The 18,801-nt window shown below is 26.4% G+C and carries 18 protein-coding genes; 6 read left to right on the forward strand and 12 right to left on the reverse strand.

Going from position 1 to position 18,801, the window contains the following annotated elements; all coding sequences use genetic code 11:
• Together NQ543_RS09335 and NQ543_RS09340 are read left to right on the forward strand one after the other, a co-directional pair.
• On the forward strand, positions 1–810 hold the full coding sequence (locus tag NQ543_RS09335) for an ABC transporter ATP-binding protein (RefSeq protein ID WP_004609632.1): 810 nt from the start codon (positions 1–3) through the stop codon (positions 808–810).
• 1 nt (position 811) lies between these two features.
• Positions 812–1,531 (forward strand): ABC transporter permease, encoded by a 720-nt coding sequence (locus tag NQ543_RS09340; protein WP_004609631.1) that lies wholly within the window; start codon positions 812–814, stop codon positions 1,529–1,531.
• A gap of 79 nt (positions 1,532–1,610) precedes the next feature.
• Here the strand turns inward: NQ543_RS09340 and NQ543_RS09345 are convergent, their stop codons facing one another.
• The 4 genes from NQ543_RS09345 to NQ543_RS09360 form a co-directional block, all read right to left on the reverse strand.
• Positions 1,611–2,372 carry an arginase family protein gene (locus NQ543_RS09345; protein ID WP_004609630.1) on the reverse strand — a complete coding sequence of 254 codons (762 nt, stop codon included), beginning with the start codon at positions 2,370–2,372 and terminating at the stop codon, positions 1,611–1,613.
• A 154-nt stretch (positions 2,373–2,526) separates the two neighbouring features.
• Positions 2,527–3,030, reverse strand: coding sequence for a bactofilin family protein (locus NQ543_RS09350; RefSeq protein ID WP_259935276.1), 504 nt, complete (start codon positions 3,028–3,030; stop codon positions 2,527–2,529).
• Positions 3,031–3,398: 368 nt separating this feature from the next.
• Positions 3,399–4,847, reverse strand: a complete 1,449-nt coding sequence (locus tag NQ543_RS09355; RefSeq protein WP_004609628.1) for a L,D-transpeptidase family protein — start codon at positions 4,845–4,847, stop codon at positions 3,399–3,401.
• An 80-nt stretch (positions 4,848–4,927) separates the two neighbouring features.
• Positions 4,928–6,109, reverse strand: a complete 1,182-nt coding sequence (locus NQ543_RS09360; protein ID WP_039904009.1) for an aminotransferase-like domain-containing protein — start codon at positions 6,107–6,109, stop codon at positions 4,928–4,930.
• 148 nt (positions 6,110–6,257) lie between these two features.
• On the opposite strand from NQ543_RS09360, the gene NQ543_RS09365 reads away from it, so the two are divergent.
• Complete coding sequence (locus NQ543_RS09365; RefSeq protein WP_004609626.1) at positions 6,258–6,590, forward strand: hypothetical protein; 333 nt, start codon at positions 6,258–6,260, stop codon at positions 6,588–6,590.
• Positions 6,591–6,650: 60 nt separating this feature from the next.
• On the opposite strand, the gene NQ543_RS09370 is transcribed toward NQ543_RS09365, so the two are convergent.
• From NQ543_RS09370 to NQ543_RS09400, 7 genes are all read right to left on the reverse strand, one after another.
• Positions 6,651–7,970, reverse strand: coding sequence for an MATE family efflux transporter (locus NQ543_RS09370; protein WP_004609625.1), 1,320 nt, complete (start codon positions 7,968–7,970; stop codon positions 6,651–6,653).
• A 160-nt stretch (positions 7,971–8,130) separates the two neighbouring features.
• Positions 8,131–8,748, reverse strand: a complete 618-nt coding sequence (locus NQ543_RS09375; protein WP_004609624.1) for a hypothetical protein — start codon at positions 8,746–8,748, stop codon at positions 8,131–8,133.
• 103 nt (positions 8,749–8,851) lie between these two features.
• Positions 8,852–9,157, reverse strand: a complete 306-nt coding sequence (trxA, locus tag NQ543_RS09380; RefSeq protein WP_039904006.1) for a thioredoxin — start codon at positions 9,155–9,157, stop codon at positions 8,852–8,854.
• A gap of 47 nt (positions 9,158–9,204) precedes the next feature.
• Positions 9,205–10,689: an MmcQ/YjbR family DNA-binding protein gene (locus NQ543_RS09385; RefSeq protein WP_039904003.1), complete on the reverse strand. Its 1,485-nt coding sequence runs from the start codon at positions 10,687–10,689 to the stop codon at positions 9,205–9,207.
• 1 nt (position 10,690) lies between these two features.
• Complete coding sequence (locus NQ543_RS09390; RefSeq protein ID WP_039904002.1) at positions 10,691–12,532, reverse strand: ABC-2 transporter permease; 1,842 nt, start codon at positions 12,530–12,532, stop codon at positions 10,691–10,693.
• On the reverse strand, positions 12,519–13,409 hold the full coding sequence (locus NQ543_RS09395) for an ABC transporter ATP-binding protein (protein WP_039903999.1): 891 nt from the start codon (positions 13,407–13,409) through the stop codon (positions 12,519–12,521). Before NQ543_RS09395 ends, NQ543_RS09390 begins: the two co-directional genes overlap by 14 nt.
• Positions 13,409–13,774, reverse strand: coding sequence for a GntR family transcriptional regulator (locus tag NQ543_RS09400; RefSeq protein ID WP_004609619.1), 366 nt, complete (start codon positions 13,772–13,774; stop codon positions 13,409–13,411). The genes NQ543_RS09395 and NQ543_RS09400 overlap by 1 nt, the downstream gene beginning before the upstream one ends.
• Positions 13,775–13,952: 178 nt before the next feature.
• On the opposite strand from NQ543_RS09400, the gene NQ543_RS09405 reads away from it, so the two are divergent.
• The 3 genes from NQ543_RS09405 (at position 13,953) to NQ543_RS09415 (ending at position 17,483) form a co-directional block, all read left to right on the forward strand.
• Complete coding sequence (locus tag NQ543_RS09405) at positions 13,953–14,819, forward strand: DegV family protein (RefSeq protein WP_004609618.1); 867 nt, start codon at positions 13,953–13,955, stop codon at positions 14,817–14,819.
• A gap of 76 nt (positions 14,820–14,895) precedes the next feature.
• Positions 14,896–16,668, forward strand: a complete 1,773-nt coding sequence (rnjA, locus tag NQ543_RS09410; protein ID WP_004609617.1) for a ribonuclease J1 — start codon at positions 14,896–14,898, stop codon at positions 16,666–16,668.
• Positions 16,665–17,483 (forward strand): metallophosphoesterase, encoded by an 819-nt coding sequence (locus NQ543_RS09415; RefSeq protein ID WP_004609616.1) that lies wholly within the window; start codon positions 16,665–16,667, stop codon positions 17,481–17,483. The genes rnjA and NQ543_RS09415 overlap by 4 nt, the downstream gene beginning before the upstream one ends.
• A 443-nt stretch (positions 17,484–17,926) precedes the next feature.
• On the opposite strand, the gene argB is transcribed toward NQ543_RS09415, so the two are convergent.
• Positions 17,927–18,790: an acetylglutamate kinase gene (gene argB / locus NQ543_RS09420; RefSeq protein ID WP_004609615.1), complete on the reverse strand. Its 864-nt coding sequence runs from the start codon at positions 18,788–18,790 to the stop codon at positions 17,927–17,929.
• Between the last annotated feature and the right edge of the window lie 11 nt (positions 18,791–18,801).

Raw genomic sequence — 18,801 nt, forward strand, 5'->3', positions numbered from 1 at the left:
ATGAACTATGTGATTCAAGTTTCTAATTTAAAAAAGAGTTATGGAAATAATAATGTATTAAAAGATTTAAGTTTTAATGTTAAAAAAGGAGAGATTTTTGGAATATTAGGTGTTAATGGAGCTGGAAAAACAACATTGCTTGAATGTATTGAAAGTCTTTGTAAATATGATGATGGTAAAATTTTAATTAATGGTAAAATTGGTATCCAGTTACAATCATCATCTCTACCTGCTTATATCAAGGTTATTGAGGCTATTAAACTATTTTCTAAATGGAAAAAAGTTAAAATAGACAATTCTATTTTAACTACTTATAAAATAGATAAGTTAAAAGATAAAAAATATCTTGAACTCTCTACTGGTCAAAAACGTCGTTTACATTTAGTTCTTGCATTAATTGGTAAACCGGATATTCTTTTTCTCGATGAGCCAACTGATGGATTAGATGTTGAAGGAAGAATATCACTTCATAATGAAATTCGTAAATTAAAAGCACATGGGACTACGATTATTCTTGCTAGTCATGATATGAGTGAAGTTGAAAATTTATGTGATCGCATTGCTATTTTAAATAATGGTAAAATTGCTTTTTTAGGAACGATTGATAAATTAACATTACAAATTAAAAAGAAATATAATATTGAAATATTAACTAAATTAGGTCAAGACAAATATATAACTGATAATATTAATGATACTTTATTGTCTATTTTAAAAGACTATAAAACAAAAAATTTAGAGATTTTAGATATTAAAATTAACCATGGGACATTAGAACAACATTTTATTGATATTACAAAGGAGCACTAAAATGAAAGCCTTATTTTATGGAATAATTTTACAATTTAAAATGGACATTCGTAGTAAATCTTTATTAATCACATGCTATCTTGTACCACTATTATTTTTTGCTATTATGGGAGAAATTTTCACATCAATTATCCCTGAATCTAAAAATACTTTGATCCAATCAATGACAATTATGGGCATATCAATGGGTACATTGATAGGTCTACCGCCTTCAATAATAGAAATTTATGGTACAAAGATTAAAAAAATGTATTATGCAAATAATGTACCTATATATTTTGGTTTAGTCTCTTTAACGATTTCAACTTTAATTCATTTAATTATAATGAGCATAATCATCATTATAATTGCACCAATTGTTTTTGATGCTAAAATTCCTTCTAATTTACTATTATATTTTGGATCATTAATATTATTTATTATTACTTCTATAAGTATCGCTTGTGTTTTAGGACTATTAGTTAAAAACCAAGCAAAATTAACTATGTTTAGTCAACTAGTTTTTTTACCATCAATTATGTTATCAGGAATTATGTTTCCTATAAATCTTTTACCAAAATTCTTAAGTAATCTTGGTAAACTATTTCCTGCATCATGGGCTTATTCATTACTTATTCAAAATAAATTCAATTTAAATGATTTTTTCCCTTTATTAATCATTTTAAGTTTTATGATTATAAGTTGTTATTTACTATTAAAAAAACATAGTATCGAATATTAAAAGCTGTAACGAACGTTCAGCTTTTTTACATTTCATAATTTAAAAGAAACTTTTATAAAAGTATTTAGCAATCATATATTCATGAAATATATCGAGATAGAAAATGATATAAAATATCATTTGTAATATGATTAATCTTTTCATCTTCTATTAATTGCTGTAAGGGTTCTTGTAAATTACACTCTCCACAAATATCTATACCAATAACTTCTTGATGTTTAAAAACTTCTTCAAGTAATTTTTTCAAAGTATAAACAGACATATTTCCCTGATCCCAATTCGTTCTTGCGTGATAATGATTTAAAACATCTTTATCAATAGATATATAGGCAGGTAAAGTTATATCTATTTTTTTAATTTCCTCTTTTGCTAAACCCTCTTCAATTTCATTAATACTAATACATACTAATTTTTCTTTAAAATCATCATCAATTTCTCTAATTGTTTCTTGATTAGGACCAATTAAAATTAATTGTTTTAAATAAATATTTTCCTGTAACATCTCTGCTGCCCAGCTGCCACAACCTGTTAATTGATGAATCAAAGGTTGTTGCATATCGTTATGATGATCAAACAAAACAAGTGAAAAAGGCATATTAATCTTTTCTGCAAATATTTTTGTCATATAATGATAGTTGCCGTTATCCAAAAAATGAATACCATGCACTCCATAATTACATAAACGTCTTTTAATTTCTTGTTTAGCTTCCAACGAACAATACATTGCTGTTTCTTTAATATCACTTAAATCTATTCTTTTTAAATTTCTCACATATTTTTCTATATCTTGAGGATAAGTATGAGAAAAATCTAATACTAAATTTTCTGTTTTTTCGTTCATCTCTTTCCACCACCTATATCAGTATTTATTATATCACCATAAAATAAAAATGACACATGACAATGAAAACTAAATATTTAATAATATTAAATAAATAATTGTCTAAAAAAACAATATCCCAGTAAAAACTGAAATATTGTTAATAAGAAAGCAATTATTTTTTTGCGGCTTTGTTAGAAACAGTTTGAATACTTCCAATAATAGTTGATCCCTCTTCAACCATGATCTTAGCAGAAGTTGTATTACCATCTAAAACAGATGTTCCTTTCAAAGAAACTTTGTTTTCAGCAACGATATTACCTTTAATTTCACCTTCTAATACAACATCACTACTATTTACATCACCTTGTAAATTAGTTGTTCCTAAAATATTAACCATTCCTTTACAACCAACATTTCCAACAATTGTTGCATCAATTGTAGTTAATGAATTAGCTTTAATATTTCCTTTAACATTTCCTTTAATTGTTACACTCTTATCACAATTAATATTACCTTCTACACTACCTTCAATTTGTAAATCTGCTTTACAAGTAATATCACCGTTTATTTTTGTTCCATTAGAAATAACAGTCGGTGCATATTCAGGTTCAACTTTAGGTTGTTTCGCAAAAGTAGTTGGTTTTGGAGTTTCTTCTTTAAAAGTTTTAACTTGCACATTTTTTTCAATTTTTGGTTCAACAGATTTTGTTGTTTTTGTAGAATTTACTGGTGTCGTTTTAACCTTTACATCAGCAGCAACTTCTTCTTCCTCTTCTTCTTCAACAAAAATCGTTTTATTGATTATATCTTTAATTCTACTTTTTTTTATTCATTACAAATTCCTCCTTTAATCATCATTTAGAGCAAAATCATACAGATAACTACATCTATAAGAATACTAACAAAATACATTTATAATGTCAATGTCGCCACTTAATTATACCACACTATTAGACACTATTCATCATAATATTTATTTTTAACGCATATTTTCAATAAAAGAAAATTCATTCATATTCTACTTTAATATTTAATTTCATAAAATCAATAATAACAAACTACTGGACAATTTATTTCAATATTATTGTATAACTGAGCTGCTATATTAGTAGGTAAATTAATACAACCATGAGATCCACTATTCATATAAATCGTTCCACCCCATTTACTTCGCCATGAAGAAGAATCGTGTAAACCAATACCTTTATTAAATGGCATCCAATATGAAACAGGTGTTTCATATGGCCATGTACCATCAGGTAATTTTGTTCCCCTTAAAACACGATTTCTTTCCTTATTATAAAGATAATAAGTACCTGCTGGAGTTCTTCTATCAGGATCATTATAAGTTCCTGAAACAATATCTGATTCTAAAATAATTTGCCCATCTTTATGATACCACATATGTTGTCCTTTTAAATCGATTTCAACAAAAGTGTTACCTAAACCACCATTGTCAATCGAAGCTTCTTTACCTACTGTAATTGGAGTTCTAACTCCTACTTTATTAGCATAAATATCCTTCAATAAGCCCGTAACTTCTTTACTATTTTGTAATCTCACACCATAATTTCCACCACTAACCGTGATAGTTCGATTATTAGCACCTACAAAAGTTCTTGTTTCACCTACACTATTTATTTTTTTAGCTAAAGAACTTACAAATTCTGTAGCTTTTTTCTTAAAAACACTATCATCTCGATAATATTTTCCCGTTTCATCAATTGATAACCATGTAATTAATTCATTCCCATCTAAAACAACATCACCTGATCTTGTCTTATATGTAATAATGGCTGAAGCATATTGATTTGCAGCTTGACACTGTTGTTGAATTAATTCATCACTAGCCTTTACATTTGGTTCAACATAACAATTGCTTTTATCTAAATCAAGAACTTTACTCCCTTCACTAAATGCTAAAATAATTGCTTGGCTTGCTTTTTCTAGATCTATTGTCGATCCCATTACTTCATTTTTAATTACAAACTTATTATCTACATACTCTATTTTAGCATCTTCTGGCGGTATTTGTGTAGCTGTTTGTAAATGTTGTAAAGAAGCTAGTTTTTCTTTTAAAACATTTTCGTCAACTAATGCTAAATTATTAACTGTATGATTTTGTTTTGAAAAAAAAGCTTGAATCCATTCAAAAGAATTTTGTTTTTCTAATACATCTTTTACATTATTATTTTCATTATACTTAACTTGCAAATCTTCACCTGATAATTGCTCAACATTTCCATCTCTAAATCTTAATTCTAATGTATAATCATCAATCGTTTTAGCAAGTTCTTTATTAGCTTCATCTATCGTTAACCCACTTACATCAAGAGCATTAATATAAGTGCCCCTTAAAAACTTATCATTAAAATAAATACTGCCAATAAAATAAATAAAAATAATTAATAGTATCAACGATAAAATAACAATAAATTCTTTTCTTATTCTTCTTTTCTTCCTCTTACCCGCAATCACATCTCCTGTATTCATAAATACCCTCTTACTTCTTTAAATTTCTATTTAATTCTCTAGTATTCTACCATTTTACTTGCTATTTATCTAGTAATTTATCACTTAGACATTAATTTCCCTAAAATAGCTACCCCTTTAATAATTTGTTGATCAGTCGGCATAGAAAAATTCATTCTAAATGATTGACACGCCTTACTATCATCATCTAAAAATGCATTACCAGGCACAACTGCAACTTTATGTTCAATCGCTTTTTTAACAAAACTTGGCATATCAATTCGCATAGGCAAAGTAACCCAAATAAACATTCCACCATCAGGAATCGTCCAAGTACAATCCTTACTAAAATGTTTTTCCATTTCTCGCAACATTAATTCACATTTATTTTTATATACTAATTGTAATTTTTTTAAATGCTCATCCATGTCTGTTTCATGTAAAAAACGTGCCATAACTTTTTGAGCCCAGGCATTTGTATGAACATCACTCGTTTGTTTAGCAACTGTACATTTTACCATAAAATCACGATGACCAATCATAATTGCAACACGCATACCCGGTGCAATTATTTTAGAAAAACTAGCTGCATATACTACTAACCCTTCATCATCTAATGATTTAATAGAAGGCACAGCTTCATTTTTAAATCTTAAATCACCATATGGGTTATCTTCTAAAATCAATACTTGATATTTTTTTGCAAGTTCATATATTGCTTTACGTTTTGCAAGGGATGTTGTAATTCCTGTAGGATTTTGAAAATTTGGAATCAAATAAATAAACTTAGGCTTTTTAGGTTGATTTAACACTTCTTCTAATTTAGTTAAATTGATTCCATCATCTTCCATTTCAACCCCAACTAATTTGGCACCATTACTTTTAAAAGCATTTAAGGCTCCTAAAAAACTAGGATTTTCACAAACTACCAAATCCCCTTCATTACATAAGCATTTTGCCATAAAATCCATAATTTGTTGTGATCCTGAAGTAACCATTACTTGATCATATTCTTTTATAATATTTTCATGTCGTGATAAAAATTTAATTGCTTCTTGTTTAAAATCAATATCTCCTTCACTAATACCATATTCTAAAATTGAATTTGGATTATTATTGAAAATATCATTGCTAATTTCTTTTAATTTTTCAATTGGAAAAGTCTCACTAGCTGGATTACCACCTCCAAAGCTAATGATTTGTGGATCATTCATCATTTTTAAAATTTCTCTAATTGCTGATGCTTTTACACCACTAATTCGTTTTGAAAACTCAAATTCCATTATTTTGCCCCCTTTATATATTTTATTATAAACTAAACATTTATTAATGCAAAGCACTATAATTTAGTTTATAATAAGATAAAGTTAATTTCTAAATAAATTAGAAGAAAGGAAAAGTATATCAATTAAGATATATTAAAGTAATTTTATGCAAGTTTTATTTTTAGTTTTACACAAAGTAGAAAAACTAGATGATTTATTAGTTGTTTTACAAAATAATGGAATTACTGGTGGTACAATTATTGAAAGTAAAGGAATGATCAACACATTAAAAAGTAATAATAATTTTATTATTGAATCACTAAAAATCTTTTTAGAAGATCCTCGAGAAGCTAGTAAAACTTTATTTTTTATTTTAGAAAAAGAAAAAGTAGAAATTGCACGAAAAGTTATCGATGAAGCATTAGGGGGTATTAATAATCCTAATACTGGTATTATGTTTGGTTTTGATTTAGCTTTTGTAGATGGTTTAAATAATTGAAAAACTATAATAAAATAAACCCTATTATTTGGATTCAAATAATTAGGGTTTATTTTATTATTATAATCTTTTTTCATATCTTGAAATTTTAAAATATATTATAACAGCAAACAAAGCAACAAGCAATTCAGTTAATGGATATGAAAGCCATACACCATTTATTTTTAAAATAAATGCTAAACAAATTGCAACCGGAATAATTAAAAACAAACCTCTTAATAACGAAATCAACTGTGATGGAATGGGTTTTTCAACAGATGTAAAATAGATTGACATTATAATATTATAACCTGCAAATGGCAAAGCAAGAAAATATAAACGTAATCCAGCTTCTGCAACTAATTGTAATTGTACATTATTCTCACTATTAAACAACGACACGATTTGTTTATTATAAACAAACATGATTACATATAAAATTACTGATAACAATAACATTAAATACAGTGCATAGTGCAAAATCTTTTTAACATGAATAACATTACCTTGCCCATAAAAACGACTGAGCAACGGTTGAACCCCTTGAGCAATTCCTGTAAAAACCGCCGTAACAACTAATGATAAATTTGCAACAACACCATAAGCTCCTACACCAATATTACCTAAAATTCTTAGAATAATTATATTAAAAACAATTATAACGATTCCAGAAGACAATTCAGTAACAAATGATGGAAAACCTAATACTAAAATCGATTTAACTTGTTGGATTGATAATTTTGTTTTTATAAAATAGAAATTATTTTTCTTTTTAATAATATGAATACTTAAAACTAATAATCCAATAATTGGAGCAAGTCCTGTTGCTAGAGCAGCTCCAAAAATTCCCATATTTAAAGGAAATATAAATATATAGTCTAAAACTATATTACACATACTACCTATCAACATTGATAACATCGATAATTTAGGTGAATTATCATTTCTTGTAAAACAAACAAATACATCATTTAAAAGAAATGCCGGAGAAAATAATAGCAAAGTTAATAAATATTTCTTTGTCATTGCAAAAACTGTCTGATCAGCACCTAAAAAAGTCGTGATTGTATCAGAAAAAAATATTGCTGAAATAATAAATAAACAAGAAAATATAAAAGATATTAAAATTGTTGTTGTAAATATTTTATTAGCTCTTTTTAACTTTCCTTGACTATTAAAAATAGTGTATTTAGTAGCACCACCAATTCCTAACATCAATCCAACACCACGAATTAAACTATAAATTGGTATTGCCAGATTTAGTGCAGTTAAACCATTAATTCCTAGTCCATTTGAAACAAAAAAAGTATCTGCAAGAATATAACAAGATAATCCTACCATTCCTAAAATATTTAAACTTGTATACATTAAAAATTCTTTTTTTAAATCTCTTTTATCCATTAGCTCCTCCTTAAAATAAAAGACGTTTATATTTTGTATCTTCAAAGGCCTACGATACAAAAATAAACGTCTAAATCTTTATCCGGCGATAAATTATTTTCTATTCATTTAACCAACAAACATTCTACTACTTATTAATTAAAAGGTCAAATATTTTTTATTACCACTGCAACATTGTCATATATGTATCAACACTTGACAATGCCTCTTTATATTCATCAAACTTAACCATCTTTTCTTTTCTTCCATCTATTGAAGCAATATAAACGCTATTATACTCTTCTTCTAATAATAATGATTGTTTATAATAGTCGATTTTTGCATTAACAATTTGATATCTATCATTACCTTTATCATCTTTATATAAAGCAATATCGCCAACTAACACTAAAACATAAGCTTCATGAGTTGGTTTTTCACTGCTATTATTCAACAATGGTGATTGATCATTTGGTGGTAATAATTGCATGATTTTTTCAAAACTTTGTTTTTTATCTATTTTATAACCTAATATTTCTTCATCTTTTTGAATATCCATCGTAACTTCTTGATATCCCTTATGATAATTTTTATTTGAAATCAAATCCACTAATTCAACTTTCAAAACTTGATTTTCAACTACTAACGAACTTAATTGCTCACTTTTAACTTCCGGTTTTTCTATTTGCCTATCATCGTACTTCAATATTATAAAAACTAAAACAACTAAAGTAATTAAAATAATTGAGCACATCAACATTATTGCATTTTTTGATAACTTAAGTGATTTTTTAGCCATATTCATCCCCCTTGCATTATATTATATAACATCCTAACTACAAAATCTTACAAATTTAAACATTTTAACTTTAAATTAAAAGATAGACATATGTCTATCTTAATTAAAATACTTTTTCTAATCTACTAACAATTTCACCTTCTGGTACAAATCCTGTAATTTGATCTACTGCTTTACCATCTTTAAAAATAACTAAATTAGGTATCGCCTGGATTCCATAACAACCAGCTAAATCAGATGAAGCATCAACATTCACTTTATAAAAAGTAACTTTATCCATTTTTTCTGATAATCCTTCTAATACAGGTGCTAACATTTTACATGGTCCACACCAATCTGCATAAAAGTCAACTAATACAACGCCACTAGCAATTGCATTATCAAATTCACTACTATTTAATATTTTCATTTCATTCACCTCTATCTACATTATGCCAATTATTAAAATAATTACAACTAATTTGCTTTTATTTTATTAATTTCTTTTATCGTAAGAGCGATTGGATCATTTGAATAGTACATAAATGTTTTAGTAGTTTTATTTTTAATTACATCAACATTATTATATCCTGGCACATAATTTATTTGATCGATTAATGTATGATTATTTTCAAAATCATTTAATTTAGTTTTTAAAATACTTTTAAAAAGCTCAATATCTTCATTTAAATATGTTACATTATTATCATAAACGACCAATTCAGTATTTTGATCAAGTATTTTTAAAAGCTGATAACTTTCATTCAACCAACTCTTTAATAAATTATCATCTATTTCATCAAGTACACTATTAAAGACTTTTTCATTAACATTATATTTTCTAACTATTTTAGTTCTATTTGTATAATATGTAATATTAATTTCATGATTTCCATCCTCAGAAGCTAATAATTGCTGATGAATATTAATGATTTTATCAATACTTTGTTGATCTTTTAATTTAGTATTTTGATTATTTGATATTGGATTAATGGCAACTGCTTTAATTGTAGCAGGAATGTAGTTTTCAATATAATCCATTGATGAAAAAAAGATGCATGTTGTAATAATACTTATCACAATTGTTTGCAGTACATATAGTCCATATCTAACCCTATGATAACGAATAAATTGAATTATAAAAACAACAATCAACGTAATAATAATATTTAAAGCAATAAACTCTTTTGCTGTAACATAGTTCATTCCAATAATAGCTAAAATCCCCCAAGAGATACTAACAATAATCAATAATATAATTACATTTGCAACAAACTTATAACTAAAACCATGATAATTATTTTCAAGCCTGCGATATTTACAAGCACATACCGCTAAAAATAAAATAATTAAAATATACCCTAAATACACTAAAACATCTTTTAATTCAATTACATTTTTAACATCGATAATAAATCCAATAAATGGTAATAAATATTTTATTATGTTCAATGACAAACCATCAAATACTACACCTCTAATATATGTAGTAAAAATACCAAACAAACTCAAATATAAAACTATTGGAATTAAAATAATCGCTAGAAGTAAAATTATATTAGTAATAAAAGAAGTTGTACAATACGCGGTTAAATTTACTAAACTATAATAAACAAAAATCAATATCAATAAATCTAAACAATTTAATTTCATTAACCAGCAATATATTATAGTAGGAATAATTAAACAAATAACTCCACTTAAATAATGAACAATAAAACCTTGAATTCTGGTTATCGGCAAGGAATTAAAATGTGTTTGTTTAGTCAAATTAAACAAATATTGAAGATTAATCATTGGCATAATCAATGAAAATATAAAAACAGTTAAATAAAACATTACTCTTATAATATCTTTATCAAAAGACATTGTCCCGATCAAATAATTTAATAAAAGACAGCTAATAAAAATAACAATAACATTCTTTAACTGTTTTAAATCATTTTTAAACAAACTAAGCACTTTATTCACCTCCCCCAATTGAAGCAATAACAATTTCATTATCAACTTCTTTTAAATCAATAATAACGTTACCACTATAACTATCTTCTTCACTTGTAGCTGATAATTCTAATGAATAGCTTACTTTAGTTTCATCAAAACCAAGCATTTGATATCCTGTAAAATATAAATCATTAATATTTTTTATATCATAATTTTCTTCAATATAGTTTTTAATTAAACTATTATTAATATCCAAATAATTATTTTCATCATCTAAAAATTCATCACACTTATTAATTAATTCAGTTTGACCGCTACATTCATTTATAATAAATTCTTTAACTTCATCATTATCTTTAATAAAATAGCTTTTACCTTCAAAATCAATTAAATTAATAACATCTTCATTAAAATAATCTTGTATTTTTAAACTTTGATTTTTACACATTTGATAAAGCTTATTCACCTGATTAGCATTTAAATAATAGTTTTTATCATCAAAATAAACATTTAAATATTTTTCATTTCTAAAATTACCAACTAAATCATTAAAATAATCATTTTTTCTTTGATTAAAATATTCATAAATTCCTTGCTTTGTAAAAGTATAAGTATATGCATTACTATTAGAACCAGCTTCATCATAAATATGCAAAGAGATTAAATTATTTTCATTATAACCATTATTCCTTTTAATATTTTCACGATTATTATCCAACCAATTAACTAAATCATTCAAATCAGTATCTTTAAACTCAATGCCTCCATAAATACTATAATTATCATACATCAATCCTATAACGTTTGATTCTTCTAAGATACTATCAATACTACGTTCATAGATATTATTTGCAACAAAATAATTCATCAAAAAACTTACTATTAAAATCACTGCATAAATTGTTATTTTACGATAAATGTATTGATTTTCAAAAATAGTTTCAACAACAATTCCAACAATGATTCCAATAATCAAATATATTAAAAGTAATAAAATAATACTATTACTATCTAAAGAAATGTCTAATTTTCCTAAACCAACAATTAAATAAAATACAAGTGTTGTAATTCCTAAAATAACCCCAGCTTTAAAAAATAATGTTATCTCACTATAAACAAGCGGTTCACCAATATATTCATCATCACGATTTTTATAAACAAAATAACTTAATAACAAAAATATTAGTGCAACAAAAACATGGAATAAAATAATTAAATTACTACCATCTTGTATATATTCCATTGCTGAAACAATTGGAAACAGCAAACTACTATACTGTAATATTAAATCAGTATGGCAAGGAACTAAATATGTTGTAAATAATATCAAACTAATTAAAATAATTACTGGAAAAGTATAACCAAAAATACTAAAAACAACTTGTCCTAAACGATTACCAGCTATACTTGAAAAAAGGAAAACAATTGTATAATAAATAAATAATAAAACAAAAATCATTAAAATAAATCGCCAACCAGTTGATGTTGAAAGATCAAAAAAATAATTGTTTTTTTCAATTAAACTTAATAATATTAATCCAATTCCTTCAATCAATAGCGTTACTAAAACAATTAAATAACCTGATAAATAATTAGTAAACCAAATACATCTAGTATCCAAAGGCAAGGATTTTAATAAAGTTGATTTAGTTTTATCAATAAAATATCCTTGTATAATACATGGATAAGCAGTAGTTAAAATAACTGAACTAAGTACAAAAGCAACTATGCATATGTATCCTATACTAGATTCAATAATACTTAAAATAAAGAAACCTAAAAATATCAATAAAGAAGCTTTAGAAATAACTAAATTACTTTTAACTGTATTTTTAAATAATGCCAAGTTAAATAAACTCATCATATTCTCCTTTCATCGTATACAAGAAGATTTCTTCTAGTGACAAGGACAATGCTTCGTTAATAATAGGATTATACTTAGAGACTATTTCATCAATTTTTTCATATTCTCCCATTACGATCAATGTATGAACTCGTCCCATCATTTGATGAGATAAAATATTAAGCTCTTTTTCTAATAAATACATATCTTTACCTGATTCTAAAACAATTTGTAATTTATGATAATCATTTTTTAATTCATCTAATGACTCTTCAAAAACAATTTTACCTTCATCAATCAATGCAATATGATCACACATACTATCTAATTCGTTTAAATGATGACTAGAAATAAAAATTGTCATTTGTCGTTCACTTACATCTTGAATTAAAATATCCCAGATAATCTTACGAACATTAGGATCCAAACCATCAAATGGTTCATCCATAATTAAATATTCAGGCATGATTGAAAGAGCTAAAATAAACATTACTTGTTTTTTCATTCCTTTAGAAAAATTATTAAAATTTTGTAAATCATCACGATTAAACATTTTCATTAACTTATAATATCTGTCTTCATCAAAACTTGGATACAATCCTTGATATAATTGCTTTACATCATTGACATTTGAACCAAATGTATCAAAAAACTCATCCGGTATATAAACTAGCCTACTTTTAGCGTGTGAGTTTTCATAAATACGCATTCCTTCCAGTTCAACATAGCCACTATCACCACGATAAGCCCCGACTAAATGTCGAATTAAAGTAGTTTTTCCAGCACCATTTTTACCGATTATTCCATATATTGATCCTTTTGGTATTTTTAAATTAATATTGTTAAGTATTTGTTTATTGCCTATTTTCTTTGAAAGTTCTTTTATTACTAACATTATTTTTCCTCCCATACTTGTTTAATTAAATCACATAATTGTTCAAAACTTATTCCAATATACTTTCCCTTAGTAACTATCTCTTGAATCAATTCATTGATTTGTTCCGTAAATAACTGTGTTTGAAAATTTTGTTTTGAGCTTACAAAACTCCCTTTTCCTGGAATTGAATAAATAAATCCCTGTTGTTCTAAAATCCGATACGCTTTAACAACTGTATTGGGATTAATATGCATATCTGACGATAATTCTCTAACAGATGGTAATTTTTCTTCAGGTTGCATTAAACCAGTTGTTATGTATTCTAATAATTGTTTATATATTTGTTCGTAAATTGGTATTGCACTACTATTATCTATTTTCATATATCCAACTCCTTTATTTTACATTTAAAGTATAACAAACTTAAAACTGTATTACAAGTTATAATACAGTTTGGTGTTTTGATATTGATTTAATTGAAATATTTTGGTAATAATACTTAAATAGTTTGCAATTTTTATTATTTTAAGTAAAATATGTTTTAGAGATAGGAGGTTTTTTATGAGTAAAGTTGCAATTGTTACTGATAGTAATTCTGGAATAAGACAGGAAGAAGGGAAAAAGTTAGGTATTTATGTTTTACCGATGCCCTTTACTATTGATGGTGAAACCTTCTATGAAGATATCAATTTAACACATAGTGAATTTTTTGATAAGCTAATGAGTGGTGCTGAAGTTTTTACTAGTCAACCATTAGTAGGTGATGTAAGTAAGCTATGGGATGATGTATTAAAAGAATATGATGAAATCGTATATATTCCAATGTCTAGCGGTTTAAGTGGTTCATGTCAAACCGCTATAATGTTAGCTAATGAATATGATGGAAAAGTCCAAGTCGTTGATTCACAAAGAATCTCAGTGACTCAAAAATGGGATGTCCTTGATGCGATTGAACTTAGTAAACAAGGAAAATCAGCTAAAGAAATAAAAGAAATTCTTGAAGCTAATAAATTAAACGCTTCTATCTATATCACAGTAAATACATTAGAATATCTTCGTAAAGGTGGTAGAATTACACCAGCTGTAGCAATATTAGGTGGGATGATGAAAATCAAGCCTATTCTACAAATCCAAGGTGAAAAACTTGATACATTTAGTAAATCAAGAACTTTATCTAAAGCAACAAAAATAATGATTGAGGCAATTCAAAAAGATATTGAAGAACGTCTTGATCCAATTGAAAAAGGAAAGAATGTTCATATTTGTATAGCTTATACATATGATCCACAACCCGCATTAGAATTAAAAGAAGAATTACAACAGTTATATCCAAATTCAAATATTATCTGTGACCCATTATCATTAAGTGTTTCATGTCATATCGGACCACATGCTCTAGCAATTGCTGCATGTAAAAAAATTATCTAGGCAAGAAACTGAGTTTCTTGCTTTTTATATGTTATAATAAATTAAAAGAAGACAAAATATAAATAAGGAGGTAATTATGGAAAAAAAGCCAAATACAAATAATAGAAAATCTGGCAAAACTAATCAAAGAAATACTAGTAAATCTAAAACAACTACTTCTAGAAGAACAATAAGTAAAAAAAATAATAATATTGATACTAAAGTATTTGCTTTAGGAGGACTTAATGAAATCGGTAAAAATATGTATTGTATTGAACACGATAATGAATTATTTATTATTGATGCTGGGGTTAAGTTTGCCGAAGAAGGATTACCTGGAATTGATTATGTAATTCCTGATTATTCATATTTAAAGAAAAATGAAAAGAAAATTCGTGGGTTAATGATTACTCATGGTCATGAAGATCATATTGGTGGAATCCCATTTTTATTGCAAGTTGTAAAGATTCCATTTATTTATGCTACACCGCTTGCAAGTGCAATGATCAAAAGAAAGTTAGATGAAAAAAGACTTACTAATGTTACTAAAATCATTCAAATAAATGATGAATATCAAATTAAATCTAAATATTTCAATATTGGATTTTTTAAAACAAATCATTCTATTCCTGAATCAATGGGAATCATTATTAATTCACCCAATGGTCGAATTGTAGAAACAGGCGATTTTAAATTTGATTTATCACCGGTTGGAGATGTTGCTGATTATCAAAAAATGTCATTTTTAGGTGAAACTGGTGTCACTTTATTAATGAGTGACTCAACTAACTCTGAAGTGCCAACTTTTTCAATTAGTGAAAAGAAAGTTGCTAACAGTGTTCAAGAAGAATTTAGAAAAACAGAAGGACGATTAATTGTTGCAACATTTGCATCTAATGTACATCGTGTCCAACAAATTGTTGAAGCAGCGGTTAAATTTAACCGTAAAATTCTTGTTTATGGACGTTCAATGGAAAATAATATTCAAGTTTCAAGAGCTATGGGATACATTAAATGTCCTGATCGTTTCTTTATAAAAAATGATCAAGCAAAAAAATTACCAGATAACGAGATTTTAATATTATGTACTGGTTCTCAAGGAGAAGCTCTTGCGGCCTTGAGTCGAATCGCTAATGGTACTCATAAATATGTAAAAATAAAACCAGGAGATACTGTTGTCTTTTCATCAAATCCAATCCCTGGTAATGCTTATAGCGTTAATGTAGTTGTTAATAAATTATTTAGAGCCGGAGCTAAAGTACTAATCAATACCGCTTTTAATAATTTACATACTTCAGGTCACGCTTCGCAAGAAGAACAAAAATTAATGATGTTATTAACTAAACCAAAATATTTTTTCCCAGTTCATGGTGAATATCGAATGTTAAAAATTCACGCTGCCCTGTCACAAGAAGTTGGAGTACCTGCTGAAAATAGTTTTGTTCTTTCAAATGGAGATACTATTTTATTAAATAACGGTGAAGCAAGATTAGGTCCAAGAATTCACGTTGAAGATATTTATGTTGATGGCAATGATATTAGTGGTTTATCAACTGCTGTGCTTCGTGATCGTCAAATTTTGTCTGAAGATGGTATGGTTTCTATCTTAATCAGTATGGATTCTCGTGCCGGTAAATTATTAACGCATCCAGTAATTATTTCCCGTGGATTTGTTTATATGAAAGATAGTTTTCATATGATTCGTGAGGCTGAAAAATTAGTTGAAAATTCTTTGACTAAGTTATTACAAGGTAAAACTACTTTTGGGGAAATTAAAAATACTACTCGTGATATTTTATCATCATATTTTTATCGAAAAACAAAACGTAATCCAATGATTATTCCTGTCATTATGAATAAAAAAGTATGAGAAAAAAAGCAAGAATAATTAAGTTTCTTATATTCATAATTATCATCATAATCGGTAGTTTTGGTTACTATCACGCAAGATATATCGCTCCTAATGATTATAAAATCAAAAGAACTACAATTAACAATAAACAATTACCGAAAGAATTTGAAGATTTTGAAATTGCTTTTATTAGTGATATTAATCTTAAAAATACAAATGATCTCGATAGATTAGATAATATTATTTCAACATTAAATAAACAACAAGTTGAAATGGTAATTTTTGGTGGTGATTTATTCGATAGTAATCCTTTTGATAATGATGAAGTTATTAATTTATTATCTAAAATAAAATCTTCGTATGGAAAATTTGCAGTATTAGGTGAAAAGGATTTAGCTTCATTAAATGATGTTTCGGTCATTTTAAATGAAGGTGGTTTTGAAATATTACACAATGAATATCGTCCTATTTATTATAATAACGCTGTAATTGGATTATTTGGTTTAGAGAGTTCAGGAAATGTTGCTGGGTTAATTAATGAAAATAATCAAGATGTATATAAATTAGTTGCTGTTCATGAACCTGATTATTTTGATGAGACAAGTGAAAGTGATATTGCTTTACAGCTATCAGGTCATACCATGGGAGGATATATTTATTTGCCAGGAATTGAAGGGTTGTTAAAAAAGATCTATAACGTTAATTATGTTCATGGTTATCATAAAAAAAATAATAGTCAGTTGATTATTTCTAATGGTTTATCTTTAGAAAACAATGTTAATTTCCGATTATTTTGTCCTAATCAAATTGATATTATTTGTTTAAAAAGATAATACCTTCTAGTTTACTAGAAGGTATTTTTATGCCCTATATATTTTTCTATTTGTGTGTTTAAATCTTCTTTATACCTAACTTCTTTAAAAACAGGATTAATAAACAAGTTTTTATCTTTGTTTTTTAATATAATATTACTTATTATAAATAAATTTTGTAAAATACTCTATTATTTCTCTTTTTATTTAATAAATCTAACATGCTTTTTTATTTATATATAATCAACAGTTTATAAATAGATTAACAATCTCTAATGATTTAAACGGAAAATTCTATTGTTATAAACTTCACTTTGAATCTTATTTAATACAAATAGTATGCCACAAGCATTATAAATACATTATGTATGATTTTTTTAATTGTCTTAAAGATTTAATAGTGGTGTAATTCTATTTTTATTACTGCAACATTCCTTACACACTTTAATTTAATATTTTTAATACTACTTTCTTATTTCTGTTCCAATCCCATTAGTAGTAAATATTTCAATTAATAAACTATGTTCCATTCGTCCATCTAAAATATGAACTTTTTTTACATCATCTTGAACTGCATCAATACAATTATGTAACTTAGGAATCATTCCCCCTTGAATAGCTCCTGAAGCAAATAATTCTTTTGCTGATTTAGTATCAATTTTAGAAATAAGTGTACTTGGATCATTAGGATCTTTTAACACTCCTTCAATATCAGTTAAAAAAACTAATTTACTAGCTTTCAATGCTCGAGCAATTGCAGTTGCAACATCATCTGCATTAATATTATAAGCATTATATTTATCATCTAAACCAATCGTAGAAATAATTGGTGTATATCCATTTAATAACAAAGTTTCAATTAAATCCGTCTTAACATCAATAATTTCACCAACATAGCCAATATCCGCACCATTAGATAAATGTTTTTTAACCGTAAGCATGTCCCCATCTTTACCAGATAACCCAACAGCATGAGTACCAATTCTTTCCATATGTTGAACTAAACCTTTGTTTAATTTACCAGATAAAACCATTTCAGCTACTTCTAAAGTCTCTTTAGTTGTAACTCTTAATCCATTTTTAAATTCACTTTCAATCCCTACTTTATTTAGCCAAGTATTAATATCTTTGCCCCCACCATGAACAATCACTGGTTTGATTCCAACTGATTTTAAAACTGCAATATCTTTTAAAACAGATTGCTTAACTACTTCATTAGTCATTGCACTACCGCCATATTTAATTACAACAGTATCCCCAGCAAATTTTTGAATATAACTTAAAGCATCAACTAATACTTGAGCTTTATTTTGTTCTTTTGTATGCATACTTTTCCCCC

Source organism: Thomasclavelia spiroformis DSM 1552 (genome assembly GCF_025149465.1).
Classification (GTDB): domain Bacteria; phylum Bacillota_I; class Bacilli_A; order Erysipelotrichales; family Coprobacillaceae; genus Thomasclavelia; species Thomasclavelia spiroformis.

Bases quoted from the DNA above. Each gene is read 5' to 3' on its own strand.
- NQ543_RS09395 (WP_039903999.1), bottom strand. From the start codon at position 13,409: ATGTTAGTAATAAAAGAACTTTCAAAGAAAATAGGCAATAAACAAATA.
- NQ543_RS09365 (WP_004609626.1), top strand. From the start codon at position 6,258: ATGCAAGTTTTATTTTTAGTTTTACACAAAGTAGAAAAACTAGATGAT.
- NQ543_RS09370 (WP_004609625.1), bottom strand. From the start codon at position 7,970: ATGGATAAAAGAGATTTAAAAAAAGAATTTTTAATGTATACAAGTTTA.
- NQ543_RS09335 (WP_004609632.1), top strand. From the start codon at position 1: ATGAACTATGTGATTCAAGTTTCTAATTTAAAAAAGAGTTATGGAAAT.
- NQ543_RS09340 (WP_004609631.1), top strand. From the start codon at position 812: ATGAAAGCCTTATTTTATGGAATAATTTTACAATTTAAAATGGACATT.
- NQ543_RS09355 (WP_004609628.1), bottom strand. From the start codon at position 4,847: ATGAATACAGGAGATGTGATTGCGGGTAAGAGGAAGAAAAGAAGAATA.
- rnjA (WP_004609617.1), top strand. From the start codon at position 14,896: ATGGAAAAAAAGCCAAATACAAATAATAGAAAATCTGGCAAAACTAAT.
- NQ543_RS09415 (WP_004609616.1), top strand. From the start codon at position 16,665: ATGAGAAAAAAAGCAAGAATAATTAAGTTTCTTATATTCATAATTATC.
- NQ543_RS09400 (WP_004609619.1), bottom strand. From the start codon at position 13,774: ATGAAAATAGATAATAGTAGTGCAATACCAATTTACGAACAAATATAT.
- argB (WP_004609615.1), bottom strand. From the start codon at position 18,790: ATGCATACAAAAGAACAAAATAAAGCTCAAGTATTAGTTGATGCTTTA.
- NQ543_RS09360 (WP_039904009.1), bottom strand. From the start codon at position 6,109: ATGGAATTTGAGTTTTCAAAACGAATTAGTGGTGTAAAAGCATCAGCA.
- NQ543_RS09345 (WP_004609630.1), bottom strand. From the start codon at position 2,372: ATGAACGAAAAAACAGAAAATTTAGTATTAGATTTTTCTCATACTTAT.
- NQ543_RS09390 (WP_039904002.1), bottom strand. From the start codon at position 12,532: ATGAGTTTATTTAACTTGGCATTATTTAAAAATACAGTTAAAAGTAAT.
- NQ543_RS09405 (WP_004609618.1), top strand. From the start codon at position 13,953: ATGAGTAAAGTTGCAATTGTTACTGATAGTAATTCTGGAATAAGACAG.
- trxA (WP_039904006.1), bottom strand. From the start codon at position 9,157: ATGAAAATATTAAATAGTAGTGAATTTGATAATGCAATTGCTAGTGGC.
- NQ543_RS09375 (WP_004609624.1), bottom strand. From the start codon at position 8,748: ATGGCTAAAAAATCACTTAAGTTATCAAAAAATGCAATAATGTTGATG.